21 protein-coding genes are annotated in these 21208 nt (G+C 31.7%); 11 read left to right on the top strand and 10 right to left on the bottom strand.

What is annotated here, in order from left to right; genetic code table 11:
• Positions 1-56: 56 nt before the first annotated feature.
• The 5 genes from V6624_RS16810 to V6624_RS16790 all read right to left on the bottom strand — a co-directional run bounded on the left by V6624_RS16810 (position 57) and on the right by V6624_RS16790 (position 3698).
• A complete protein-coding gene (locus V6624_RS16810) occupies positions 57-791 on the bottom strand; it encodes a DUF3667 domain-containing protein (protein WP_338839458.1) in 735 nt (244 codons plus the stop codon).
• A gap of 69 nt (positions 792-860) precedes the next feature.
• Positions 861-1769, bottom strand: a complete 909-nt coding sequence (locus V6624_RS16805; RefSeq protein WP_338839456.1) for a hypothetical protein — start codon at positions 1767-1769, stop codon at positions 861-863.
• Between the two features lie 139 nt (positions 1770-1908).
• Positions 1909-2295 (bottom strand): DoxX family protein, encoded by a 387-nt coding sequence (locus tag V6624_RS16800; protein ID WP_338839455.1) that lies wholly within the window; start codon positions 2293-2295, stop codon positions 1909-1911.
• An 84-nt stretch (positions 2296-2379) separates the two neighbouring features.
• Positions 2380-3168, bottom strand: coding sequence for an anti-sigma factor (locus tag V6624_RS16795; protein ID WP_111283959.1), 789 nt, complete (start codon positions 3166-3168; stop codon positions 2380-2382).
• The gene (locus tag V6624_RS16790) at positions 3168-3698 is read right to left on the bottom strand and encodes an RNA polymerase sigma factor (protein WP_111283957.1); all 531 of its coding nucleotides are present in this window, start codon (positions 3696-3698) and stop codon (positions 3168-3170) included. Before V6624_RS16790 ends, V6624_RS16795 begins: the two co-directional genes overlap by 1 nt.
• An 882-nt stretch (positions 3699-4580) precedes the next feature.
• Here V6624_RS16790 and V6624_RS16785 point away from each other — a divergent pair.
• Positions 4581-5168 (top strand): glutathione peroxidase, encoded by a 588-nt coding sequence (locus V6624_RS16785; RefSeq protein WP_338839451.1) that lies wholly within the window; start codon positions 4581-4583, stop codon positions 5166-5168.
• A 146-nt stretch (positions 5169-5314) separates the two neighbouring features.
• Here the strand turns inward: V6624_RS16785 and V6624_RS16780 are convergent, their stop codons facing one another.
• Positions 5315-5812: an N-acetyltransferase family protein gene (locus tag V6624_RS16780; protein ID WP_338839450.1), complete on the bottom strand. Its 498-nt coding sequence runs from the start codon at positions 5810-5812 to the stop codon at positions 5315-5317.
• Positions 5813-5818: 6 nt separating this feature from the next.
• Complete coding sequence (locus V6624_RS16775) at positions 5819-7003, bottom strand: thioredoxin family protein (protein WP_111283953.1); 1185 nt, start codon at positions 7001-7003, stop codon at positions 5819-5821.
• 177 nt (positions 7004-7180) lie between these two features.
• Here V6624_RS16775 and menD point away from each other — a divergent pair, with 177 nt between their 5' ends.
• The 8 genes from menD (at position 7181) to V6624_RS16735 (ending at position 16261) form a co-directional block, all read left to right on the top strand.
• Positions 7181-8842, top strand: coding sequence for a 2-succinyl-5-enolpyruvyl-6-hydroxy-3-cyclohexene-1-carboxylic-acid synthase (gene menD / locus V6624_RS16770; RefSeq protein ID WP_338839446.1), 1662 nt, complete (start codon positions 7181-7183; stop codon positions 8840-8842).
• Positions 8843-8932: 90 nt separating this feature from the next.
• Positions 8933-9274 carry a DUF2853 family protein gene (locus V6624_RS16765; protein ID WP_111283949.1) on the top strand — a complete coding sequence of 114 codons (342 nt, stop codon included), beginning with the start codon at positions 8933-8935 and terminating at the stop codon, positions 9272-9274.
• Positions 9275-9445: 171 nt separating this feature from the next.
• On the top strand, positions 9446-10300 hold the full coding sequence (locus V6624_RS16760) for a CvfB family protein (protein ID WP_338839444.1): 855 nt from the start codon (positions 9446-9448) through the stop codon (positions 10298-10300).
• 805 nt (positions 10301-11105) lie between these two features.
• On the top strand, positions 11106-11939 hold the full coding sequence (locus tag V6624_RS16755) for a 1,4-dihydroxy-2-naphthoyl-CoA synthase (protein ID WP_012024845.1): 834 nt from the start codon (positions 11106-11108) through the stop codon (positions 11937-11939).
• A 95-nt stretch (positions 11940-12034) separates the two neighbouring features.
• On the top strand, positions 12035-12997 hold the full coding sequence (gene menA, locus V6624_RS16750) for a 1,4-dihydroxy-2-naphthoate octaprenyltransferase (protein WP_338839440.1): 963 nt from the start codon (positions 12035-12037) through the stop codon (positions 12995-12997).
• Between the two features lie 28 nt (positions 12998-13025).
• Entirely contained in the window at positions 13026-13703 is a 678-nt protein-coding gene (locus V6624_RS16745) for a metal-dependent hydrolase (protein WP_338839439.1), read from the top strand.
• 212 nt (positions 13704-13915) lie between these two features.
• Complete coding sequence (locus V6624_RS16740; RefSeq protein ID WP_338841915.1) at positions 13916-15154, top strand: hypothetical protein; 1239 nt, start codon at positions 13916-13918, stop codon at positions 15152-15154.
• Between the two features lie 72 nt (positions 15155-15226).
• Positions 15227-16261 (top strand): o-succinylbenzoate synthase, encoded by a 1035-nt coding sequence (locus V6624_RS16735; protein ID WP_338839438.1) that lies wholly within the window; start codon positions 15227-15229, stop codon positions 16259-16261.
• A 121-nt stretch (positions 16262-16382) separates the two neighbouring features.
• Here the strand turns inward: V6624_RS16735 and V6624_RS16730 are convergent, their stop codons facing one another.
• Positions 16383-16928, bottom strand: coding sequence for a hypothetical protein (locus V6624_RS16730; protein WP_338839436.1), 546 nt, complete (start codon positions 16926-16928; stop codon positions 16383-16385).
• A gap of 20 nt (positions 16929-16948) precedes the next feature.
• Entirely contained in the window at positions 16949-17860 is a 912-nt protein-coding gene (locus V6624_RS16725) for an OmpA family protein (RefSeq protein WP_338839434.1), read from the bottom strand.
• 184 nt (positions 17861-18044) lie between these two features.
• On the opposite strand from V6624_RS16725, the gene V6624_RS16720 reads away from it, so the two are divergent.
• Entirely contained in the window at positions 18045-18518 is a 474-nt protein-coding gene (locus V6624_RS16720) for a CYTH domain-containing protein (protein WP_111283937.1), read from the top strand.
• 1 nt (position 18519) lies between these two features.
• On the top strand, positions 18520-19488 hold the full coding sequence (locus tag V6624_RS16715) for a YpdA family putative bacillithiol disulfide reductase (protein ID WP_338839431.1): 969 nt from the start codon (positions 18520-18522) through the stop codon (positions 19486-19488).
• A 103-nt stretch (positions 19489-19591) separates the two neighbouring features.
• Here the strand turns inward: V6624_RS16715 and V6624_RS16710 are convergent, their stop codons facing one another.
• Positions 19592-21160, bottom strand: a complete 1569-nt coding sequence (locus V6624_RS16710) for a protein adenylyltransferase SelO (RefSeq protein ID WP_338839430.1) — start codon at positions 21158-21160, stop codon at positions 19592-19594.
• Positions 21161-21208 lie beyond the last annotated feature (48 nt).

Below are 21208 nucleotides of genomic sequence, written 5' to 3'. Positions count from 1 at the left end.
GATACAAAAAAGGGTTCAAATTATTGAACCCTTTTTTTATTGTATAGATTTAAACTTTATACTGAGAATCTCCCGCTTATTAAAAGTATAATAGTGAGAATGATAAAGAATGAAATCAAAAATATAATATGACTTAATATAGATAATAAAAAAGCCTTTCCTGTTGATATTTTATTGAAAAACTGAATGTTAGTCCAAAATATTAAAACCAATCCAACGAAATATGTAAATGACGAAAATAGTTGCATATGATCTGTTTTATTTAAATATAGCAGAATTGGAAATGTCAAAATCTGTACAAAAAGCCTTTGGGAAGCTTTAAAAGTATTCAATACAAAAAACTCAATAAAATTGTAGCCTTGGTTTCTAAATACAGCATAAGTCCCAATTGTATATAAAGGAATCGTAGCAATAGTAACCCAAGAAAAATGGGAAGGAACCCATTCGTTTAAATTTTCATAATTCAAATATTCACTAGATTCTCCCTTAAAGTAACTAATATGAAAATAATGAATTAAAAAGCCGTATAAAGTAGCTAAAACGACAACTAGTGATAAAGGCTTGAAATGACGAGCTCGTTTGCCTTCAATAAATTCGCGAACAGAATGTCCTGGTCTTGTAAAAAGCTGTTTTAAAGAATACAAAATTCCTTTGTCAAAATGAAATAAACCATGCTGTATATCGTGCCATAAAAAATGGACATTTATCTTGTGTGTTTCTGCAGTTTGTCCACAGTTATTGCAATAATGTCCCTTAAAAACCTGATGGCAATTTTTACATATTATTTCCATTTTATCTCTTTTTAGCGTTTCTAAATCATTAGTAGATATTGTTCTCATTTATTAATGAAAACAGAATAACTAATAATACTCATAAGTATATTGGTAAACGTGTTTTGAATAATTAGATGAATTTGTTATTTGGACTATTCTTTTATTAGAATCATAAACATAATCTGTTATAAATTTGCCTCCATTTTGAATATCATCATATAGATCTTGTTGCAAAAGATCATCTTTATACAGATGAGAAGTTACATTAAGAAGAACGTTATTCTGAAATTCCTTTTTTTCAATACAAACCCCTTTGTCATATTTATAATTTATAACTTTTTGTTTTTCGACTTCAGTCAATATATTACCAGAAGAATCTAAAGTCTGTACTATTTCACCAGTTCCTATCATGTCAACTTTATAGGTAATATTTATGGTATTTCCAGAATAAGAAAACTTTCTGTCAGAGGTGATTTTATTTCTAGAATCAAAGTATTTTTCATTCAAAGGCCTTAATTTACTATCATAATCTGCTTTAAATGACATATACTTTGGCTCTTTCATTAAATTTTTGAAAGCAAAAGAATTAAACATACTAGTGGTGTCTTGAATCGAAATAATTTCTTTAGCATATTTATAATATTCTTCGTCAGACGTAACTACTGCATAAGCATCATCAATACTAATAGTATCATTTCCGACAATAGTATATTGTATTCCGTTTGCTTTATTTTTTAAATATTGATCATTCTCAATTTGATGATTTTTTTCGTCTTCAGTAAGATAAGAGAAAACTTCTGTTTTATTCTTGAAGTATTTTACCTCCTGACAGCTAAAACCTCTAATTATGTCACCTTGAATTCTTTTTATAATTCTATTCTTTTTATCGTACTTGTAATACTTCACAGAAAATGAATTTTCTTTTAAAAGATAAGGCATTCCAGTTTTATCAAAGAAATGCTCTTCCTTAATGGTATCATTTAATTTTACAATCATTTTTTTTATCCCCTTGTTATTCTTATTTATTGAATTATAAGGATCAACAGAAATATTCTGCGAAAAAATAATTCCGCTAAATAAGAAAGAGACAAAAAGAGCTGTTTTTCGAAAGTGTGGTGTTTTATAATTTTTCATCCTATTTATTATCTCTTAATTTAAATCCATTAGGATACATAATTGCCAATAAAACTATTATCAGAAGAAAATTATACTCAACGCCATTTCTTCCGCCGCCTACAACAAACCAGCCTTCTTTAAAATGCACTAAAGCAATTCCCATTATAAGAACAAAAATGGTAACATAGCCGGCAAGTTTAATGTATTTATTGGCTAATAGAAGAATCGCTGCAACAACATGAGATAATTTAATGCTCCAGGCAAGAAATACGCCATAAGGAGCAAATCCAATTTGGTTGAGAAAGAGATTTCCAAAATCATTTATACCATTATTAAACATTCCAAAAATGGAATGAGTGAGGAGAATAATCGCTATTGCGATTCTCAAAAGTAAGTTTGCATTCATAAATTGGTTTTTGGTCAATTAAAAATAATAAAAAAACGCATATTGCTATGAATATGCGTTTTAACTTTTTATAACAGGGTAATTTTAAACTTTTCCTAAAGTGTAAAGCTGTGTCATTGTTGGAGTAGGGCTTCCGCCAGCTGGTTCCAAAGTGATTCCAAATGCTTCAGCCGAATCTGTTTGACTAACAGCAAAGATTTTTTGCGAATTGCCTTCAAAATTATCCAGTAAACCAATACTTGTTGGCGTAAGAACTGGAGTCAATTTAAGAGACCAAACTTGATAAACCATTCCTTTTGGAGGAGTTGGTAAACCCGCAGCATCAATATAAGTCGTTTTAGTTTCCTTGTTCCAATACACTTTTGCATAAGATCTTGGAGATACAGCTTGACCGCCAAGTGTCACGCCTGTATTTTTAATATCTCTTACAATATTTAAACTTTTCTTGATTTCTTTATTTTCTTGTCCTAAATAAGCATATTCGCGTTGAATCTTATTTTTCTCATTTCCAACAGTAGAAATTGCTTCCTTGGTTTTTGTCAATTCTAAAGTTTGATAGCCTAAACCTAACAATAATAGTATTGCAGCCGCCCAGCCCACATATTGTGACCAGTTTGAAGTGCGTTTCATTTCGACTACTTTCCCATGTTTCAGCTCCAGACGCGCTTTAATTTTCTCAAAATTTTCCACAGAATGGAAAGGAGAGAAGCTAGACGAAAGAGCAATTATGGCTTTTTCTATCGAAATAATTTCCTGATCAACTTCGGGTGCTTTTTTTGCTAGTTCAGCTATTTCTAGATTTTCTTTTTCGCTCAGTAAGCCGTAAACGTACAGCTCTAAAATTCCTGATTCTATATATTCTTGTGCTTCCATTATATTTTCAAATAATTACGTAAATCGTTAATACAGTTTCTGTTTTGTGTTTTGATAGTTCCCAGTGGCAGTGCCAATTCTTCTGAAGCTTCTTGCTGGGTATATCCTTTAAAGAATAACAGATTAATTATTTCGATACATTTTGGTTTCAGTTTTTTTACGAATTCTTGAATTCCAATTGCATCAAGTTTGTGGCTTAATTTATTACTCTCATCTAACAGATTTACGAAATTATCTGAGGAAAGGTTTTTTTGAGTGTTATTATAATCTTTAGAACGAAGTTTATCGATCGATGTATTTCTGGCGATATTAATGATCCAGGTGTAAAAACGACCTTTACTTTCGTTATAAGAATCGATGTTCTTCCAGATTTTGACAAAAACATCTTGCAGAACATCTTCTGCTTCTTCTCGATTTTTAATTAGTACGTGAATGACAGAAAAAAGACTTTTCGAGTACATATCGTACAAATGTGTAAACGCTTTTTCGTCCTTTTTGTAAATTAAAACTAATAGTTCTTCTTGACTCATAGATTGGGATTTTTAAGTTTAAACATTAAAAGCTAAGACATTATATAGGTAACCTATTATAAAGATAAATTATTTTTTTGTGATTTTTCTTATTTTTTTTAGCGCTGTAAACCCTCATGAAATAAGGGTTTCTTAAAAAAAGTCATTTTTTTTTGATTTTTTTTAAAACCAAAAACAATCCAATTACGTAAATGTTTTTATAAACGTCAGAATGATCTTAAAAAATGGTCAAAACAAACTAATTCAGAGAAAAACTGTTGTTATAAAAATTATTTTAAAAAAAAGGCATTATGGATAGCACGATTTTAGTCAAAATATTAATAGTTGGATTAACAACAGTTTTGACGTTGACCATTTTTAATGAAAAGGCTTTTTTAAAAGACGTAATAGAAGTTAGAGTGGAATAAATCTTTTAAGAATTTATAATAGAGAATCGATTATGAAATTTTTAAAATTATTCGTTCTGCTCATTTTCGCACTATTGTTTATACTGCTTTATAAACAGTAGAAATATTGAAATTAATAAAAGAAGATATAAAATAGTTGATGTACTCGGACTTCCAAATTCAAGATTTCTTTAAAGATGTCTAGACGATGATTTAGGAATTAAGATTACAAAATACAAGCCATTTGAAAATATTTTGAAAGTTCGTTCAACATCTGGGGGTTAAAGAAATTTTCGAAACAACCGAGTCATCAACTATAATTTATAAAAGGTTACATAATAGTTAATTCATGGTTTGATTTGTTTGTATGGGGGGAAGCCTAACGTCTGATTAACGTTAGGCTTCATTTTTTATTTAACTTTTGATTGGGAAAATTTAAAGACGGAAAATAGTTTTAATGAAATGGATTTTAGCTAATTTTATAAAAAATTATCAGATGAAAAAAATATTATTTATACTATTTGGAGCAGCTTTATTGTGTGGTGCACAAACAAATGCTCAAACAAGTAAGAACAAATTATCTAAAAAAGATAAAGCCATGACAAAAGAAACAATTTATCAATTTAAAGTAGAAGATTTATCAGGAGACACTTTTGATTTTGCGTCTTTAAAAGGCAAAAAAGTCTTGATTGTCAATACTGCTTCAAAATGCGGTTTAACTCCGCAATACAAAGATTTAGAAGCGGTTTACAAAGAATATAAAGATAAAGGTTTCGTAATTGTTGGATTTCCGGCAAATAATTTTGCTTCACAAGAACCTGGAACGGCTAAAGAAATCGAAACTTTCTGTCAGCAGAATTACGGCGTAACTTTCCCGATGATGAACAAGGTTTCGGTAAAAGGAAGTGATATGTGTGAAGTTTATAAATTCTTAACTGAGAAATCTAGAAACGGTTTACAGGATTCTGAAGTAGAATGGAATTTTCAAAAATACCTAATTAACGAAAAAGGGGAATTAGTTAAAGTAATTAAACCAAAAACTTTAGTAACAGAACCAGAAGTAATTAATTGGATTAAAAGTTAAATTATAACTGTCTAAACCAAAAAATCCGCAAACTTAAATTTTAAGTTTGCGGATTTTTTTTTTAGGTTCAAAGGGACAAAGTTACAAAGGGGCAGAGGTTTTTAAATACTTTGCGAACTTTGCGTAATTCTTTGCTTCCTATGCGGTTAAACCAAAATAAGCTGCATAAAAACCAAATCCAGCCAATGGTCAAATTTGTAGCCCACTTCACGAATAGTGCCTGTTGCTACAAACCCAAATTTTTCGTGAAAAGCAATACTTCCAGCATTATCAGCATCAATCGCACCAATCATAACATGGTAGCCTTGTTCTTTTGCTAAACGAATTAATTCTGTTAAAAGTTTAGAACCAATTCCTTTTCCAATAATATTATCAACCACATAAACAGAATGTTCTACAGTATATTGGTAACCAATTTTTTCTCGAAACTGACCGTAACTTCCAAAACCAACTACTTCGCCATCTAAATCTGCTACAATAACAGGAAGATTTTTAGCAGTTTTATCTTCAAACCACTTTTTCTGAACTTCTAAAGTTTGAGTTTCATAACTGTAGTTTGCTGTTGTATGTAAAATAGAGTGATTTACAATTTCTAGAATTTTTTGCAAATCCTCTGCTGTTGCAGGTCTTAATATAATGCTCATTGGTAATTATTTCGGTTGTTTTGTATTCAATTCAGCTAATAAAACATCTACTTCTTTAGAATTCCAATCCATTTCTTTTGCAATGGCTTTGGCATTTTTAGCATATTCTAAAGCTTTTTTCTTGTCTTTTATCTTGTTATAAAGTTTCGCTTCCAGCAAATTTCCATCATAAGAATCATTTAATTCTAAAGAATGATTGACCCAAAAAATAGCTTTCTTCAAACTTTCAGTATCATTTATATGTTTCAAATATGTATTTCCAATGTCTTTTAGAAAACTTGCATCATTCCAAACTAGTTTCTGAGTGTCTTCAAGCGTAACTTTTTTATAAAAATCCCATTTTTCAGTTCTTTCAGCCAAAGATAAATCGTATTTAAAAACTAAAGAATCTGTCTTTTGCAAACGAATTGATTTTGCAACTTCTCTCTGTTTATAATAGTTTATCGTATCTAAATTATCAACTAAAGGACGAAGCAATTCGTTTACAATACTTTCTATTTTTCGGTCAACACGATTTTGAGAAGCTACAGAAGCAAATTCTTTCTGATGCTTTAAAACATATTGAAATTCTCTCGAATTAATGTCAGTAACGCCGTTTGCAATAACCCTCCAATTTAATTCACTAACCAATTGTGCATCAGATTGCGTATTTAAATACGTATGCGTTGCAGGCGATAATTCTGTTCTGTCTTTTCCTTTTTTTAAAGTATTTAAATAAGTAAAGAATTTATCTGAATTGCTTGGATCAGCAAGAAATTCCTTTTCTAAATAAGGCAATTGCATTTTCGGATTTAAAGCATAACGCAGTTCGTTTTGAAATTCTGCTTTTTTCATTTCGCCTTTTAAAGCATAAATCAACGTTTCATTGCTGTCGATAAATAAAAAAGTCGGAAGTGATTTTGTATTGAATTTGTTCTTTAAAACAATACCTTCATCTTTTTCTATGTTTTTGTAAGTGCAGACAAAATTCTTATTTAAAAAATCAATTACAGCAGGATCGCTCAAAACTTCTGTTTTCATTAGATTACAATGTGGACACCAATCTGCGTAAAGCATCACGAAAAGAGGTTTGTTTTCTTTTTTAGCCGTTTCTAAAGCTGTCTTATAAGGAATATCAACTGGAACAAATTGATTTTGAGAGATTACACTTTGAAAAGTAACAGATAAAAAAAGTATAAATAAGAAACGCATATCAAGTCTGGCTTTTATTGATTATTCGATTTTACAAATATATTTCCTTTTTTGAGAAAGAGCCTTAATATATTCCTAATTATAATATAAATCAACTGCGAAGTTTGTAACTTTGTGAGCACGACGAAGAAAAATCTAGTTGACGATTTTCTTTAAAAAAAATAATATACGACCGGAATGATTTACCCCAAAATAGCGCTTGCACAAAGCATTATCGAAATTTTATCTGCCAAAGGCATTGTTAATATTATAATTTCTCCAGGATCTAGAAATGCGCCGTTAACGATCGGATTTGCTCAAAATCCAAATTTCACCTGTTATAGCATTGCAGACGAGCGTTGCGCCGCTTTTTTTGCTTTAGGAATTGCACAACAGACAAAACAGCCAACTGTAATTGTTTGTACTTCAGGATCAGCTTTGTTAAATTATTATCCCGCTTTCGCGGAAGCGTTTTACAGCCAGATTCCTTTAATTGTAATTTCTGCTGATCGTCCACAAAGTAAAATTGATATTGGTGATGGACAAACCATTCGTCAGGAAAATGTTTTTTCTAATCATTCTGTTTTTAATGCAAATTTGACCGAAGAAGCTTCAGAAGAAAATGATTTGAAAACCAATTTGGCAATTGAAACCGCAATTCAAAAGAAAGGTCCAGTTCATATTAATGCACCTTTTGAAGAACCTTTATATGAAACAACAGAAGAACTTTCTGTGAAGCCAAAAATTACAAATCCAGAGCCAGAAGTTTTTCCATTAACAATAGAAAATAGTGACGAAGTAGTTTCTGTTTGGAATACTGCAAAACGAAAATTAATCTTGGTTGGAGTTAACGAAGCAAATGCAATTGATAAACAAGTTATTGAAAATTTAGCTTCAGATCCGTCAGTTGTAGTGCTTACAGAGACGACTTCAAATCTGCATAATCCTAGTTTTATTAATTCAATTGATACTTTAATTACGCCTTTCGATGATTTTGATTTTAAGAAATTTAACCCTGAAGTTTTAATAACTTTTGGCGGAATGGTTGTTTCAAAAAGAATTAAAGGATTTTTGCGAAAATACAAACCAAAAGAGCATTGGCATATTGATACTTTAAGAGCTTATGATACATTTGGAGCATTGACAAAACATTTTGAAATGCAGCCAAATGATTTCTTTAAAGACCTTCTTTCAAAAACATCTTTTGTAAAAAGTAACTATTTTAATAATGTAGATACCGTTTACCAAACGAGATTAGAAAGAAGAAAAGAATATTTAAGTAAAATTGGATTTTCTGATTTTAAAGTTTTCGAAAAAGTAATCGAATCACTTCCTAAAAATAGTTTATTGCAAATTAGCAATAGTTCTGCAATTCGTTATGCACAATTAATTGATATTAATGATTCTATTGAAGTTTTCTGTAATCGCGGAACAAGCGGTATCGACGGAAGTACTTCTACAGCAATTGGTGCGGCGGTTGGAAACGAAAAGCAAACTGTTTTTGTAACTGGAGACATCGGGTTCTTGTACGATAGCAATGCTTTATGGAATTCATACATTCCGAAAAACTTCAAGATTATTTTAATAAATAATGGAGGAGGAGGAATCTTCAGAATTTTGCCAGGACATGAAGAAAAACCTGTTTTCAATACGTATTTCGAAACCTCTCATAATCTTACAGCCGAGCATTTGGCTAAGATGTATAATTTTAATTATTATACAGCAAAAGACAATGAGTCTTTAGAAAGCGGAATACAATCATTATATAGTTCGGATGAAGCTCCAGCAATTTTGGAAGTCTTTACGCCAACATTTGAGAATGATCAGATTCTGAAACAGTATTTCAAATATCTATATTAATTTTGAAAGAAAATATTTGTTAAAATTGTTGTTTCGTTCTTGCTTTAGCTATAACTTTGGTGTATTATTCACCAATTAATTATATAGTTTATGAGCAAGAGAGAAGAATTAATTAAAAAGTATGCATCAGATTTAAAAGAAAAATGCGGAGTGACTCCAAACATGGATTTGTTAACTAAGGTTACAATTGGTTGTGGACCTGCAATATATAACGATGATGCTTCTGTAGTTGCCGGAACTCAAGAATCGGAATTAGAAACTGTCAAAAAGAACTTTTTAGTTAAAAAGCTTGGTTTAAAAGATAGTCCAGAATTGTTTGGAGCAATTCATGCTGTATTAGAAAAGTACGGAAAATCTAATAAACACAAATACAGAGCTGTTGTGTATTATTTATTGACAATTCACTTTAAAAAAGAAAGTGTTTACAAATAATGTACATTTGACATAACTTAAAATCCCTTTATAGCAATTGCCTTTAAAGGGATTTTTTAATTTTTACCTACAAACTAAGTTTTGTTAAAATTAATTTCATTGTACCACGTCAAACTTCGTACCTTTGCGTCTTAGAAACTTAGCGGTTCTACTGCTTAGAAACATATTAAAATGCTAGAAATAGGAAAATACAATACCCTAACTATATTACGTGATACCAAAGTTGGTTTGTTTTTAGGAGATCCTGAAAATGATCCAGATGGAATTCACGATGTTTTACTTCCAAATAAATACGTTCCAAAAGAATTTGAAATTGGTGAAGAATTAATCGTTTTTGTTTATTTAGATCATGAACAGAGACCAGTTGCAACTACTTTGGCACCTTATATTTTGTTGAATGAATTTGCACTTTTAAGAGTAAACTATATCAATAATGTTGGTGCTTTTATGGATTGGGGAATGGAAAAAGACATTCTTGTTCCATTTAAAGAACAGGCGCGCCCAATGGAAAAAGGAAAACGCTATTTGGTTTACTTGTACATGGACAAACAAACCAATCGTTTAGTTGCCTCAAGTAAAACAAATCAGTTTTTGAATAATGACAATTTAACGGTTGAAAAAGGCGAAGAAGTTGATTTGATTGTTTCTCATATTACAGATATGGGAATCAATGTAATTATAAACGAACGTCACAAAGGTCTTTTGTATAAAGATGAAGTTTATGACGATTCAATAAGAACTGGAGACAGAATGCGCGGTTATATTAAAAACATTCGTCCTGATAATAAAATTGATGTTGCAGTTCAAGTACAAGGTTTTGAAAGTATCGAACCAAATGCAGAGAAGATTTTAAGTGAACTAAGAGCCAGCAGAGGTTTTCTTCGTTTAAACGATAATTCTCATCCAGAAGACATTAAGACTGTTTTGAAAATGAGTAAAAAATCATTCAAAAAAGCAATTGGATCTTTGTACAAAGAAAAAATGATTGAAATAAAAGAAGACGGGATTTATCTGGTAAAAGATTAAAAACCAAAAATTCCAATATTAAAATTCCAAATTCCAATTGATAATTGAAATCTATAATTTTTGGAATTTAAAATTTTGGATTTTATTTTGCGCTAGCAAAATTATTATAACACAAAAGGCTGCTCATTACGAGCAGCCTTTCGCTTTTTATTCTAGTTTTAAAAAAAATTGTAATTAAAAAAAAACAGAAATAAAATAATTCGAATCCATCTCAGAATAACAGCTTTACGAATTTTAGAAATCATTCCATTGATGGGTATGTCTTTTAAATAATCAATGTACCTATCTTAAAAGCAAAAAAAGAATTTCACGGCTTAATCCATTGGTTCTATAAAATAACTTTTAGAAAGTGTGAATTAGTACTTTTTTCCTCTTTTCGTTATCATTTCTATACTAATTATAGATACAATTCTAACATTTAACCTTAGGTGTTACTTTTTTCTTTTTGAAGTTTCGACAAACACATAAATCATTTGCTCTTTTAATTGAGGTTTGTTACTTAAAACCCTAAAAAAATGAGCGACAAATTTTTTAAATTTTCTCAAAAAAATCATTTTTTAGGTTAATAAATCAGTGAAAGAAAATCAATCTGAAACCATTGAAATGAAATGTATCTCATTGATTTCTAGGGTATAAAATTAATTATTATTTTTCTAAACTAATGTTAAAAAATGTTATTTTTTGTAAGTAAATACCAATTGTTAACATTGCAAGTCAATTTCACAAAGACTTAAGGTAAATTGAGTAGGTAAAATAGTAAAAATGCCTTATTTTTACCGTATAATTATTAAACAAATAAATCAAAATGGATTGGATTACAGCCAGAGAATTTGAAGATATAACCTATAAAAAATGCAATGGAGTAGCGAGAATTGCCTTTAACAGACCAAATGTTAGAAATGCTTTCCGTCCTAAAACCACTTCAGAATTATACCAAGCTTTTTACGATGCTCAAGAAGACACTTCAATTGGAGTTGTGTTACTTTCTGCAGAAGGGCCTTCAACAAAAGACGGAGTTTATTCTTTCTGCAGCGGTGGAGATCAAAATGCACGCGGACACCAAGGATATGTTGGAGATGATGGTCAGCACCGTTTAAATATTTTAGAAGTACAGCGTTTAATTCGCTTTATGCCTAAAGTAGTTATCGCAGTAGTTCCAGGTTGGGCTGTAGGTGGCGGACATAGTTTGCACGTAGTTTGCGATATGACGCTTGCAAGTAAAGAACACGCAATTTTTAAACAAACAGATGCAGACGTAACAAGCTTTGATGGAGGTTACGGATCTGCTTATTTGGCTAAAATGGTGGGGCAGAAAAAAGCTCGCGAAATTTTCTTTTTAGGTAGAAATTATTCTGCTCAAGAAGCTTTTGAAATGGGAATGGTAAATGCTGTAATACCGCATGACGAATTAGAAGCGACTGCTTACGAATGGGCGCAGGAAATTCTTCAAAAATCGCCAACATCTATAAAAATGCTGAAATTTGCAATGAACTTAACAGACGACGGAATGGTTGGACAGCAAGTTTTTGCAGGAGAAGCAACTCGTTTAGCTTACATGACCGAAGAAGCTAAAGAAGGTAGAAATGCTTTCTTAGAGAAAAGAAAACCAAACTTCGGCGAAAATAAGTGGTTACCTTAATTTAATAAAATTGTTCCAAGTTTCAAGTTTCATGTTATACGTTCTGCGAAAAACTTGAAACCTGAAACTTTAAACCATATAAACTAAAAAATAGAATGAAACATTGGATTGAAGCCGCAAGACTGCGCACATTACCTTTATCAGTTTCCGGAATTATAGTTGGAAGTATTTATGCTTTGTCAAATCCAACAGAAACTATTAATACTCCAACAGAAGTTTTCAGCTGGAAAGTATTTGGTTTTGCATTATTGACAACATTAGGATTACAGGTTTTATCCAATTTTGCAAATGATTATGGTGACGGAGTAAAAGGTACTGATAATGCAGACAGAATTGGGCCAAAACGTGCTATTCAAAGTGGTGTTATTACACCTCAGGCAATGAAAAAGGCTATTATCATTACATCATTATTGACTTTATTGTCTTCAATTATATTGATTTATTTCGCTTTCGGAAAAGACAATTTTGGGTACTCGATCTTTTTTCTATTGTTAGGAATTGCCGCTATTATTTCTGCAATTCGTTACACAGTTGGTAATTCGGCTTACGGTTACAGAGGATTTGGAGACTTATTTGTTTTCATTTTCTTCGGATTAGTGAGCACGTTAGGAGTAAACTTTCTTTATGCAAAAGAAGTTGATCCGCTTTTAATTCTTCCCGCTGTAGCAATCGGATTATTGAGCGTTGGTGTTTTGAATTTAAATAATATGCGCGATCAAGAATCAGATAAAAAAGCAGGTAAAAACACAATTGTAGTGCAAATGGGAGCTGAAAAAGCTAAAATTTACCATTACACTTTGATTGTTGGCGCAATGCTTTTGGTGGTTATTTTTGCTATTTTAAGTGATTATAACTTCGATCAATATCTATTTGTATTGGCTTATATTCCATTAGCAAAACATCTTATCACGGTTTACAAAAACCAAGATCCAAAATTATTAGATCCAGAATTAAAAAAACTGGCATTAAGTACATTCCTACTTTCGATATTGCTTACAGTTTGTATGATTTCATTGATTTCAGACATTATTGTAAACCTATTTTTAGGAGGAAGATAAAACAACGTTAAACTTAAAACTTAATAAAATGAAAATTACATACTACGGACACGCTTCATTAGGAATTGAAGTAGGAGGAAAACACATTATTGTGGATCCATTTATTACCGGAAATCCACAAGCTGCATCAATCAACCTGAGCACTATCAGAGCCGATTATATTTTACTAACGCATGCACACCCTGATCACGTTTTGGATGTTGAAGCTATTGCTAAAAATACCAATGCAGTTATTGTTTCTAATGCAGAAATTGCAAGTTATTACGCAAAAAAAGGATTCAATTCTCATCCAATGAATCACGGCGGAAGCTGGAAATTTGATTTCGGAAAAGTAAAATATGTAAACGCAATTCACTCAAGCAGTTTTCCTGATGGTACTTATGGAGGAAATCCTGGAGGTTTTGTAATAGAAGGCGAGCACAAAAACATCTACATTGCTGGAGATACGGCATTGACATACGATATGAAGTTGATTCCGCTTCGTACAAAATTAGATTTAGCAATTCTTCCAATCGGAAATAACTTTACTATGGATGTTGAAGATGCTATTATTGCTTCAGATTTTGTAGAATGCGACAAAGTTTTAGGATATCACTTCGACACTTTTGGATATATAGAAATCGATCACGAAGAAGCGATCCGCAAATTTTTCGATAAAGGAAAAGATTTAATGCTTTTACCAATCGGAGATTCTATCGAATTATAATTGTCATCCTGAGCGGAGTCGAAGGAAGGAGCTAATCCCGCTTTCGGCTAAATTCCCGATTAACAAAAACTACGGCTGAAAAAGCCTTGTTTTTCTAAATCGGGAGATACCGCCTCTATCGGGGCTAGGGCACTCAATTCCATAAGAAAGTTATTTGGCATAATCTATGCTAATTGAATTAAAGTTTTAAAAAGTAACAATCATTTTAATCTATAAAATCCGTGGCACTTAAAGCATTATCACGAAATATAACTTTCAAAAAAACAATTCTATCACTATTTATTACAGTTTCCTTTAATGCTTTTGGACAAAAAGACGGTTATTGGGATAAAGAACGTGCTACAACCAAAGAAATTATGGTTCCCGCACGCGATAGAATTTCTATACCAACAGAAGATCTACCAGTTGGAACCACAGAAATTGTATACAGAATCACACTTTTAGATAAAAACCAAGAAATGGCAAATAGCTTGGTTTCTTTATTAAAAGCTATTCCAGACCCAACAGGAGTAAGCCAAGGTTCTGCAGGTGCAGTTTTCCTGATGTCAAAAATTTCGGGAGATGACGAATGCACTTATTCAATTTTTACATCCAACGAAAATGCTAAGAAATATGTTGCAGATGGTAAAATTGATCAGGCATGCTATTCTCAAGCAGAACCGGTTAGCAAAGATGCCAAAAGATTATCTGTCAATAAATCATCTTGTTTAAAAGAAAATATTAGTAATATTTGGTTTGGTTTCGAAAGCAAAAATTGGCTTTTAAGTCAAAAAGTTGTTTTAGAAGTCGTGCCTTGGGTTGATACAAAATTAAGCCGTGGCTGGAATCAAGACAATAAAAACGAAATCATAAGTTTATGTAAAACTTCTACAATAGCACAGAAAATGGCCAATTCAGATGATTTTTGCGTTTGTATTTTAAATAAAATTATGAAACAATATCGTTATGATGAGTTTCAAAAATTATTAGCTGTTGAAAAAACAAAAGTGTACAAAGATTTTGGAAATGCATGTTATAAAGACGCAGATATTTCCAAAAATGTTTTCAACGATTTAAGAACACAAACGGCTTCTTTAATCAAAGCGCAAAAATATAACGAAGCAATTCCGAAATTAAATACAATTGTAAATGAAGGAAAAGCGACTGCATTAGATTACAGTTCGTTGGGATATTGTTACATTTTGACCAAACAATATTCAAAAGCACTAAAAGTGCTTCAAGAAGGCGAAAAATTGGACGATACAGAATTATTAGTCAAATTGAATCTGGCACATACTTATTTGGTAAGTGATGATTACAGTGCCGCCAAAGCCATTTACAAAAAATATCAGACTCAAAATGTAACGGATAGTTTAAGTTGGGTTGCGAAAACTAAATTAGACTTCGCAGCATTTGAGAAAGCAGGTTTACCATCTAAAGATTTTGAAAAAATCTTAAAATTATACAATTAAGATTCTTAGATACGAATTGCTTCTTAAAGTCTTTTTTAACTTAGCATCTCAGCAACTTAGCATCTAAAAAAAATGAACGCATCTTATCATAAATATTTACTAGAATTTAAACGTCCGTCTGGAACTTCCAGAGGAATTATGACTGAGAAAGAAACTTGGTTTATAATCTTGGAAGAAGACGGGAAAAAAGGAATAGGAGAGTGCGGCATACTGCGTGGCTTAAGCGCAGATGATCGCGCAGATTATGAAGAAAGACTAAAATGGGCTTGCGATAATATTCATCTAGGAGAAGCTGTGCTTTGGAACGCCTTATTAGAATTTCCTTCAATCCAATTCGGGATTGAAATGGCTTTTTTATCTCTTAAAAGTGAGAATCCATATATTTTATTCCCTTCAGATTTTACCAATAATTTAAAATCAATTGCGATAAACGGATTGGTTTGGATGGGCGAATCTGCTTTTATGAAACAGCAAATTGAAGAAAAACTAGCAGACGGTTTTAGCTGTATAAAACTTAAAATTGGAGCAATTGATTTTGATAAGGAACTAGAATTATTGGAATTTATTAGAAGTCATTTTTCAGCAGAACAAATCGAAATTAGAGTTGATGCAAACGGTGCTTTTTCTTCAATAGAAGCTTTAGATAAACTGAATCAATTGAATAAATTTCAGCTTCATAGTATAGAACAGCCTATTAAAAAAGGGAATGTTTTAGAAATGGCTGAGTTGTGTAAACAAACACCTTTTCCTATTGCTTTAGACGAAGAATTGATTGGTGTATTTTCATTTGAGGAAAAAGAAAAATTACTTGAAGAAATTAAACCTCAGTACATCATTTTAAAACCAAGTTTTATAGGCGGTTTTAAAGGTACTCAAGAATGGATCACTTTAGCAGAAAAATATAATATAGGCTGGTGGATTACATCAGCGCTAGAAAGTAATATTGGTTTGAATGCCATTGCTCAATGGACATATACATTAAATTCAGATATGCCACAAGGTTTAGGAACTGGAGCATTATATACAAATAATATAGATTGTCCGCTAGAAGTAAAAAATGGACAATTATGGTATAGTAACTCAAAAGGTTGGAAATCATTTTTTTGAGTTAAAAAGTTGCAAAGTTGCAAAGTAACAAAGTAACAAAGGTTCAAAGGTTCAAAGGTATAAGAACGCAAAGCAGAAAACCTCTGTTCCTTTGCAACTCTGTACCTTTGAACCTTTTTTTTTACTCTTTCCCTCCTAAAAGACTATCTTGCCAGTCTTTTAATTCTTTCCATTTTCCTTGATAAGCCATTGATGCTTGTTTAGCCCATGTACTCGGATTATGCATAGCGAAGTTTTCGCCTCCAGCATCCAAGATGGATTGCAGTCTATCAGTTGAAGTCAGAGAAAGTTCGTGCCAAGTTTTTATTCCTGCTTCATTAAACAAAGCTTCGATTTTAGGGCCAATTCCTTCAACTATTTTCAAATCATTTTCTTTTATTTTTTTGCCTAAAACATTTTCAGCCAATGCTGCGTCAAAAGGAATAATTACAGGAGCTGCGGCAGTAAATGATTGTGCTGTTGCTTTAGATTTTGCTGCAAGATCAGCTTCTAATGTAGAGATTCTCGCATTTAGATTTCGTGTATTAGCTTTGCATGCGTCTAAATCGGCTTGAAGCGATGCCGAAAGTGAATCATCATTTCTTGAGTTCATTTTTCCTAGTAAGTAACCCAAAATTCCACAGATTAAGCCAACTAGTATAGGTATTAAGATACAAGGTATATTCATGATCGTATATTTTTGATTAATTATTTGATTGTAATTACTGTTCTTCGGTTTTCTGCTTTTCCTTCTGGAGTACTATTATCACCAATTGGATCGTCCGGACCTTTTGAGTTGGTTTCAATTTTGGTACTATCAATTCCGTTTTTAGAAAGATAATCTTTAGAGAATTCAGCTCTTTTTTGGCCTAGAACAATATTAGAATCACGATTTCCAACATTATCAGAATGACCGACAACTAGAACTACAGCATCTTTTATATTTTCAATATATTTAGCAATATCAGCAACTTTTTGTTTCTCGCTATCGCTTAATGTTTGGCGGGATTGATTTGTATTGAAATGAAGAATCAATGGATCTGCATTAATTTTAGTTTTTAATGCGCTCCATTCATCGTTTGCAGTAGAAGTAGAATCGACAGTTTCAAATGAATAATCTGCAGGGCCAAGAAGAGTATCTGCGTTCATTTTCCATGTGTCTAAAATTTCTCCTTTTGTATTAAACTGACTTTCAGGGATTCCTTTTGAAACAAAATAATTTCTAATATCAATTGCTCTTGCTAAACCTAAATTTTCAAAAGTAGTTGAATTTGTTTCATTAGACGTAGCATAACCAGTAATCGTTAATTTCTGCTTTGGGTTTGCTTGTAAAAACGCTTTTAATTTGTCTATACCAGTTGTAATCGAGTCACTTACAGGCATTATAAGCCTTGCGCTGTTTTTGAGGAACTTGAGATTATCATTTGTACGATATTCAATTCCCGAACCATTTAATACAAACGGAACAAAATTGGGCTCTTGAACAGTAGGGGAAGCTGTTTTTGGAGTATCATCCGTTGTTGTTTTCTCAGAGCAGTTGCAGCAAAATTTCAGATATAAAAAAGTACCTAAAATAATCGTTACAGCAATGCCTAATAGATAAAGTGCTTTTTTAGACATAGATGATGAAATTAAGATTTTATCAAATTTAGTTAAAATAACAATGTGTAACGTGTTAATAATCAGTTATTTTAATATTTTGAATTTGTTCTTAAAATGATCCATTAACATATTTTTGATTTTCTATAATTTTAGCAGCTTGATTAAAATGAGTAACTTGCATAAAAAATAATGCACATTTAAAATGGTCGAAATAGAAAGAAAATTTCTTGTAAAATCTAACGACTTCAAGAATCAAGCTTTTGCTCAAAATAAGATTGCTCAGGGTTATTTAAGTTCTGCTCCTGAGCGTACCGTTAGGGTTAGAATTAAAGGACATAAAGGCTTTATCACAATCAAAGGAATTAGCCATAGCGGCGGTATGTCTCGTTTTGAATGGGAAAATGAAATTCCGCTAGACGAAGCTCAGGAATTATTAAAATTGTGCGAAAAAGGTAAAATTGAAAAAACTCGTTATGAAATAAAATCTGGAGATCACGTATTTGAGGTTGATGAGTTTTATGGAGAAAACGAAGGCTTAGTTATGGCTGAAATCGAATTAAATTCTGAAGATGAGATTTTTGAAAAACCAGAATGGCTTGGCGAAGAAGTTACAAACGACGAGAGATATTACAACGCCTATTTAAGTAAAAATCCCTTTAAAGACTGGCAAAAATAAAATGACAGAAGAAATATATGACCTTATTATTGTAGGCGGCGGACCAATTGGCCTTGCCTGTGCAATAGAAGCTGAAAAGAAAAAATTAAAATATTTAATTATAGAAAAAGGTGCGATCGTAAACAGTATTTTTAATTATCCGCTTTACATGACCTTTTTCTCTACTGCAGAAAGATTGGAAATTGGTGAAATTCCATTTAATTGTTTGGCTCCAAAACCTGGACGTCAAGAAGCTTTGGAATACTATAGAAATATCCATCGTTATTTTAAATTCAATATTAATTTATTTGAAAAAGTAATTGATGTTCAGAAAAATAACGGAGTTTTCAAAATTACTACCAATAAACAAAATTACGAATCTAAGAATGTTATAGTTGCAACAGGTTTTTATGATATCCCAATTGAAATGGGAGTTTTGGGCGAAAATCTTCCAAAAGTTCGTCATTATTACAAAGAAGCACACGAATATGCTTTTAGAAAAGTCTTGATCGTTGGGGCTAATAATTCTTCTGTAGATGCGGCTTTAGAATGTTGGAGAAAAGGAGCAGATGTTACAATGGTAATTCGTAAAAACGAAATTAATAGTCGTGTTAAATATTGGGTAAAACCTGATATTGAAAATCGTATTGCCGAAGGAAGTATTAAAGCTTATTTTCAATCAAATATTACTGAAATTCGAGAAAACGAAGTAGAAATTGAAATGCCAGATGGAAAAATTACTATTGAAAATGATTTTGTTTTAGCCTTAACAGGTTACAAGCCAAACTTAAATTTTCTAGAGCAAATAGGAATCCGCCTTTCTGAGGATGAATTAAAAATTCCTTCTTACAATCCAGAAACGATGGAAACGAATGTTGAAGGTTTATTTCTTGCCGGAGTAGTATGCGGTGGAATGCAGACGCATAAATGGTTTATAGAAAACTCTAGAATTCATGCTAATCTAATTATGGATTATATTAGCTCAAAGTGAAAATATGTCACATTGAGCTAAAAAGCATTTCGACTTCGCTCAATGTGACAAAGCTATAAAAACACGTTTGTCAGTTCGAGCGAAGTCGAGAACCTTTTTAATATTAAGAACTGCAAGACAGCATCGAACAGCCAACTTTTGTTCTAGCCCAATCTGGACGTTTTGCAAACCATTTTTCAGATTCTGGTTGTTCGTTATACGGATTTTTCAAAAGTTGAAATAATTCATCGACTAGAGAATAATCTTCTTTATCTGCAGCATCAATGGCTAATTGTGCCATATAATTTCGCAATACATATTTTGGATTAATCTGATTCATTTTTTCTGAGCGTTCCTCATCTGATAATGATTCAGCATTTAATCTTTTTAAATAAACTGTAAACCATTTTTGCCAAGCGTCTAGAATATTTTCTTTTATTTCTTCAGGAATATAAAATGCATATTCTATTTTTTCGAATGCTTGTTCTACAGAATCATCTTTTTTAATCTTACTAAGATTTCTAAAAAATATTGTCATATCGGTTTCTGATAACTGCAAAATTTCTTCTAAACCTTTAATAATTTTATCATCAGCTTCACTTGAAGTAAATATTCCTAATTTACTTAAAAACATTGTTTTATAATCGTTTTCAAAATCAACAATAAACGTATCCAGAATTTTTTCTAAATGTGCAGCTTCATTAATTAAAGGATAAAGTGCATTTGCCAATTGAAACAAATTCCATTGTGCAACCTGAGGCTGATTTCCGAAACGGTATCTTCTATTTTGACTGTCAGTTGTATTTGGCGTCCAATCTGGATCATAATTTTCGAGCCAGCCATAAGGACCATAATCGATCGTGATTCCGTGAATCGACATATTATCAGTATTCATTACACCATGAACAAATCCAACGCGTTGCCAATGTAAAATCATTTCTCGAGTTGTATCTGCAACTTTTTGGAAGAACTGTAAATATTGCTTTTTTGGTTCGCCTTTAATTTCAGGAAAATAATGCTTAATAGTAAATTCGACAAATTGCTTAAGGTTTTTCAGCTCGTTTCTAGCCGTCAGCATTTCAAAACTTCCAAAACGAATAAATGAAGGAGCGACACGACAAACAATTGCACCTTTTTCATAGGCAGGATTTCCGTTATATAAAATATCTCTTAAAACCTGATCTCCAGAAAGAATGAGCGAAAGTGATCGGGTAGTGGGAACTCCCAAATTATATATGGCTTCAGCACATAAATATTCTCTAATAGAAGAGCGCAAAACAGCTAAACCATCTGCAGTTCTAGAATATGGCGTTTTGCCGGCACCTTTTAATTGAAGTGTATAAAACTGATTATTGTTTTCAACTTCAGTTAAATTTATGGCGCGACCGTCGCCTAATTGTCCTGCCCAATTTCCAAATTGATGGCCAGCATAACACATGGCAAAAGGTTGAGTTTCTGGAAGAATTTCTTTTCCTGAAAAAGTATTTAGAAATTCTTCTGATTGAATTTCATCTTTAGGAATACCAACTAATTCAGCGACTTCTTCAGAAGCATGAATTAGCTTTGGATTTGAAGGTTTAATCGGATTTACGTATGAAAACAGCGTATTTTTAACCTGACGAATTTCATTTGTCAAGTCTGGATCTGCTGGTAATTCTGCTGTAAAGCGATTTTTTATTTTAAGATTTTTCATTTTAGTTTTTCTTTCTTTTTTTAGCCACAGATTAAAAGGATTTTTTTA

This window comes from Flavobacterium ginsenosidimutans (genome assembly GCF_037478105.1).
In the GTDB taxonomy this organism is placed as follows: domain Bacteria; phylum Bacteroidota; class Bacteroidia; order Flavobacteriales; family Flavobacteriaceae; genus Flavobacterium; species Flavobacterium ginsenosidimutans.
The sequence above is the reverse complement of the archived record's forward strand: the minus strand, read 5'-3'. Positions and strand labels throughout refer to the sequence as shown.

Bases quoted from the DNA above. Each gene is read 5' to 3' on its own strand.
- V6624_RS16725 (WP_338839434.1), bottom strand. From the start codon at position 17,860: ATGTCTAAAAAAGCACTTTATCTATTAGGCATTGCTGTAACGATTATT.
- V6624_RS16790 (WP_111283957.1), bottom strand. From the start codon at position 3,698: ATGAGTCAAGAAGAACTATTAGTTTTAATTTACAAAAAGGACGAAAAA.
- V6624_RS16795 (WP_111283959.1), bottom strand. From the start codon at position 3,168: ATGGAAGCACAAGAATATATAGAATCAGGAATTTTAGAGCTGTACGTT.
- V6624_RS16780 (WP_338839450.1), bottom strand. From the start codon at position 5,812: ATGAGCATTATATTAAGACCTGCAACAGCAGAGGATTTGCAAAAAATT.
- V6624_RS16730 (WP_338839436.1), bottom strand. From the start codon at position 16,928: ATGAATATACCTTGTATCTTAATACCTATACTAGTTGGCTTAATCTGT.
- V6624_RS16810 (WP_338839458.1), bottom strand. From the start codon at position 791: ATGGAAATAATATGTAAAAATTGCCATCAGGTTTTTAAGGGACATTAT.
- V6624_RS16765 (WP_111283949.1), top strand. From the start codon at position 8,933: ATGAGCAAGAGAGAAGAATTAATTAAAAAGTATGCATCAGATTTAAAA.
- V6624_RS16755 (WP_012024845.1), top strand. From the start codon at position 11,106: ATGGATTGGATTACAGCCAGAGAATTTGAAGATATAACCTATAAAAAA.
- V6624_RS16805 (WP_338839456.1), bottom strand. From the start codon at position 1,769: ATGATTGTAAAATTAAATGATACCATTAAGGAAGAGCATTTCTTTGAT.
- V6624_RS16715 (WP_338839431.1), top strand. From the start codon at position 18,520: ATGACAGAAGAAATATATGACCTTATTATTGTAGGCGGCGGACCAATT.
- V6624_RS16775 (WP_111283953.1), bottom strand. From the start codon at position 7,003: ATGCGTTTCTTATTTATACTTTTTTTATCTGTTACTTTTCAAAGTGTA.
- V6624_RS16720 (WP_111283937.1), top strand. From the start codon at position 18,045: ATGGTCGAAATAGAAAGAAAATTTCTTGTAAAATCTAACGACTTCAAG.
- V6624_RS16735 (WP_338839438.1), top strand. From the start codon at position 15,227: ATGAACGCATCTTATCATAAATATTTACTAGAATTTAAACGTCCGTCT.
- V6624_RS16760 (WP_338839444.1), top strand. From the start codon at position 9,446: ATGCTAGAAATAGGAAAATACAATACCCTAACTATATTACGTGATACC.
- V6624_RS16785 (WP_338839451.1), top strand. From the start codon at position 4,581: ATGAAAAAAATATTATTTATACTATTTGGAGCAGCTTTATTGTGTGGT.
- V6624_RS16745 (WP_338839439.1), top strand. From the start codon at position 13,026: ATGAAAATTACATACTACGGACACGCTTCATTAGGAATTGAAGTAGGA.
- V6624_RS16710 (WP_338839430.1), bottom strand. From the start codon at position 21,160: ATGAAAAATCTTAAAATAAAAAATCGCTTTACAGCAGAATTACCAGCA.
- menA (WP_338839440.1), top strand. From the start codon at position 12,035: ATGAAACATTGGATTGAAGCCGCAAGACTGCGCACATTACCTTTATCA.
- menD (WP_338839446.1), top strand. From the start codon at position 7,181: ATGATTTACCCCAAAATAGCGCTTGCACAAAGCATTATCGAAATTTTA.
- V6624_RS16800 (WP_338839455.1), bottom strand. From the start codon at position 2,295: ATGAATGCAAACTTACTTTTGAGAATCGCAATAGCGATTATTCTCCTC.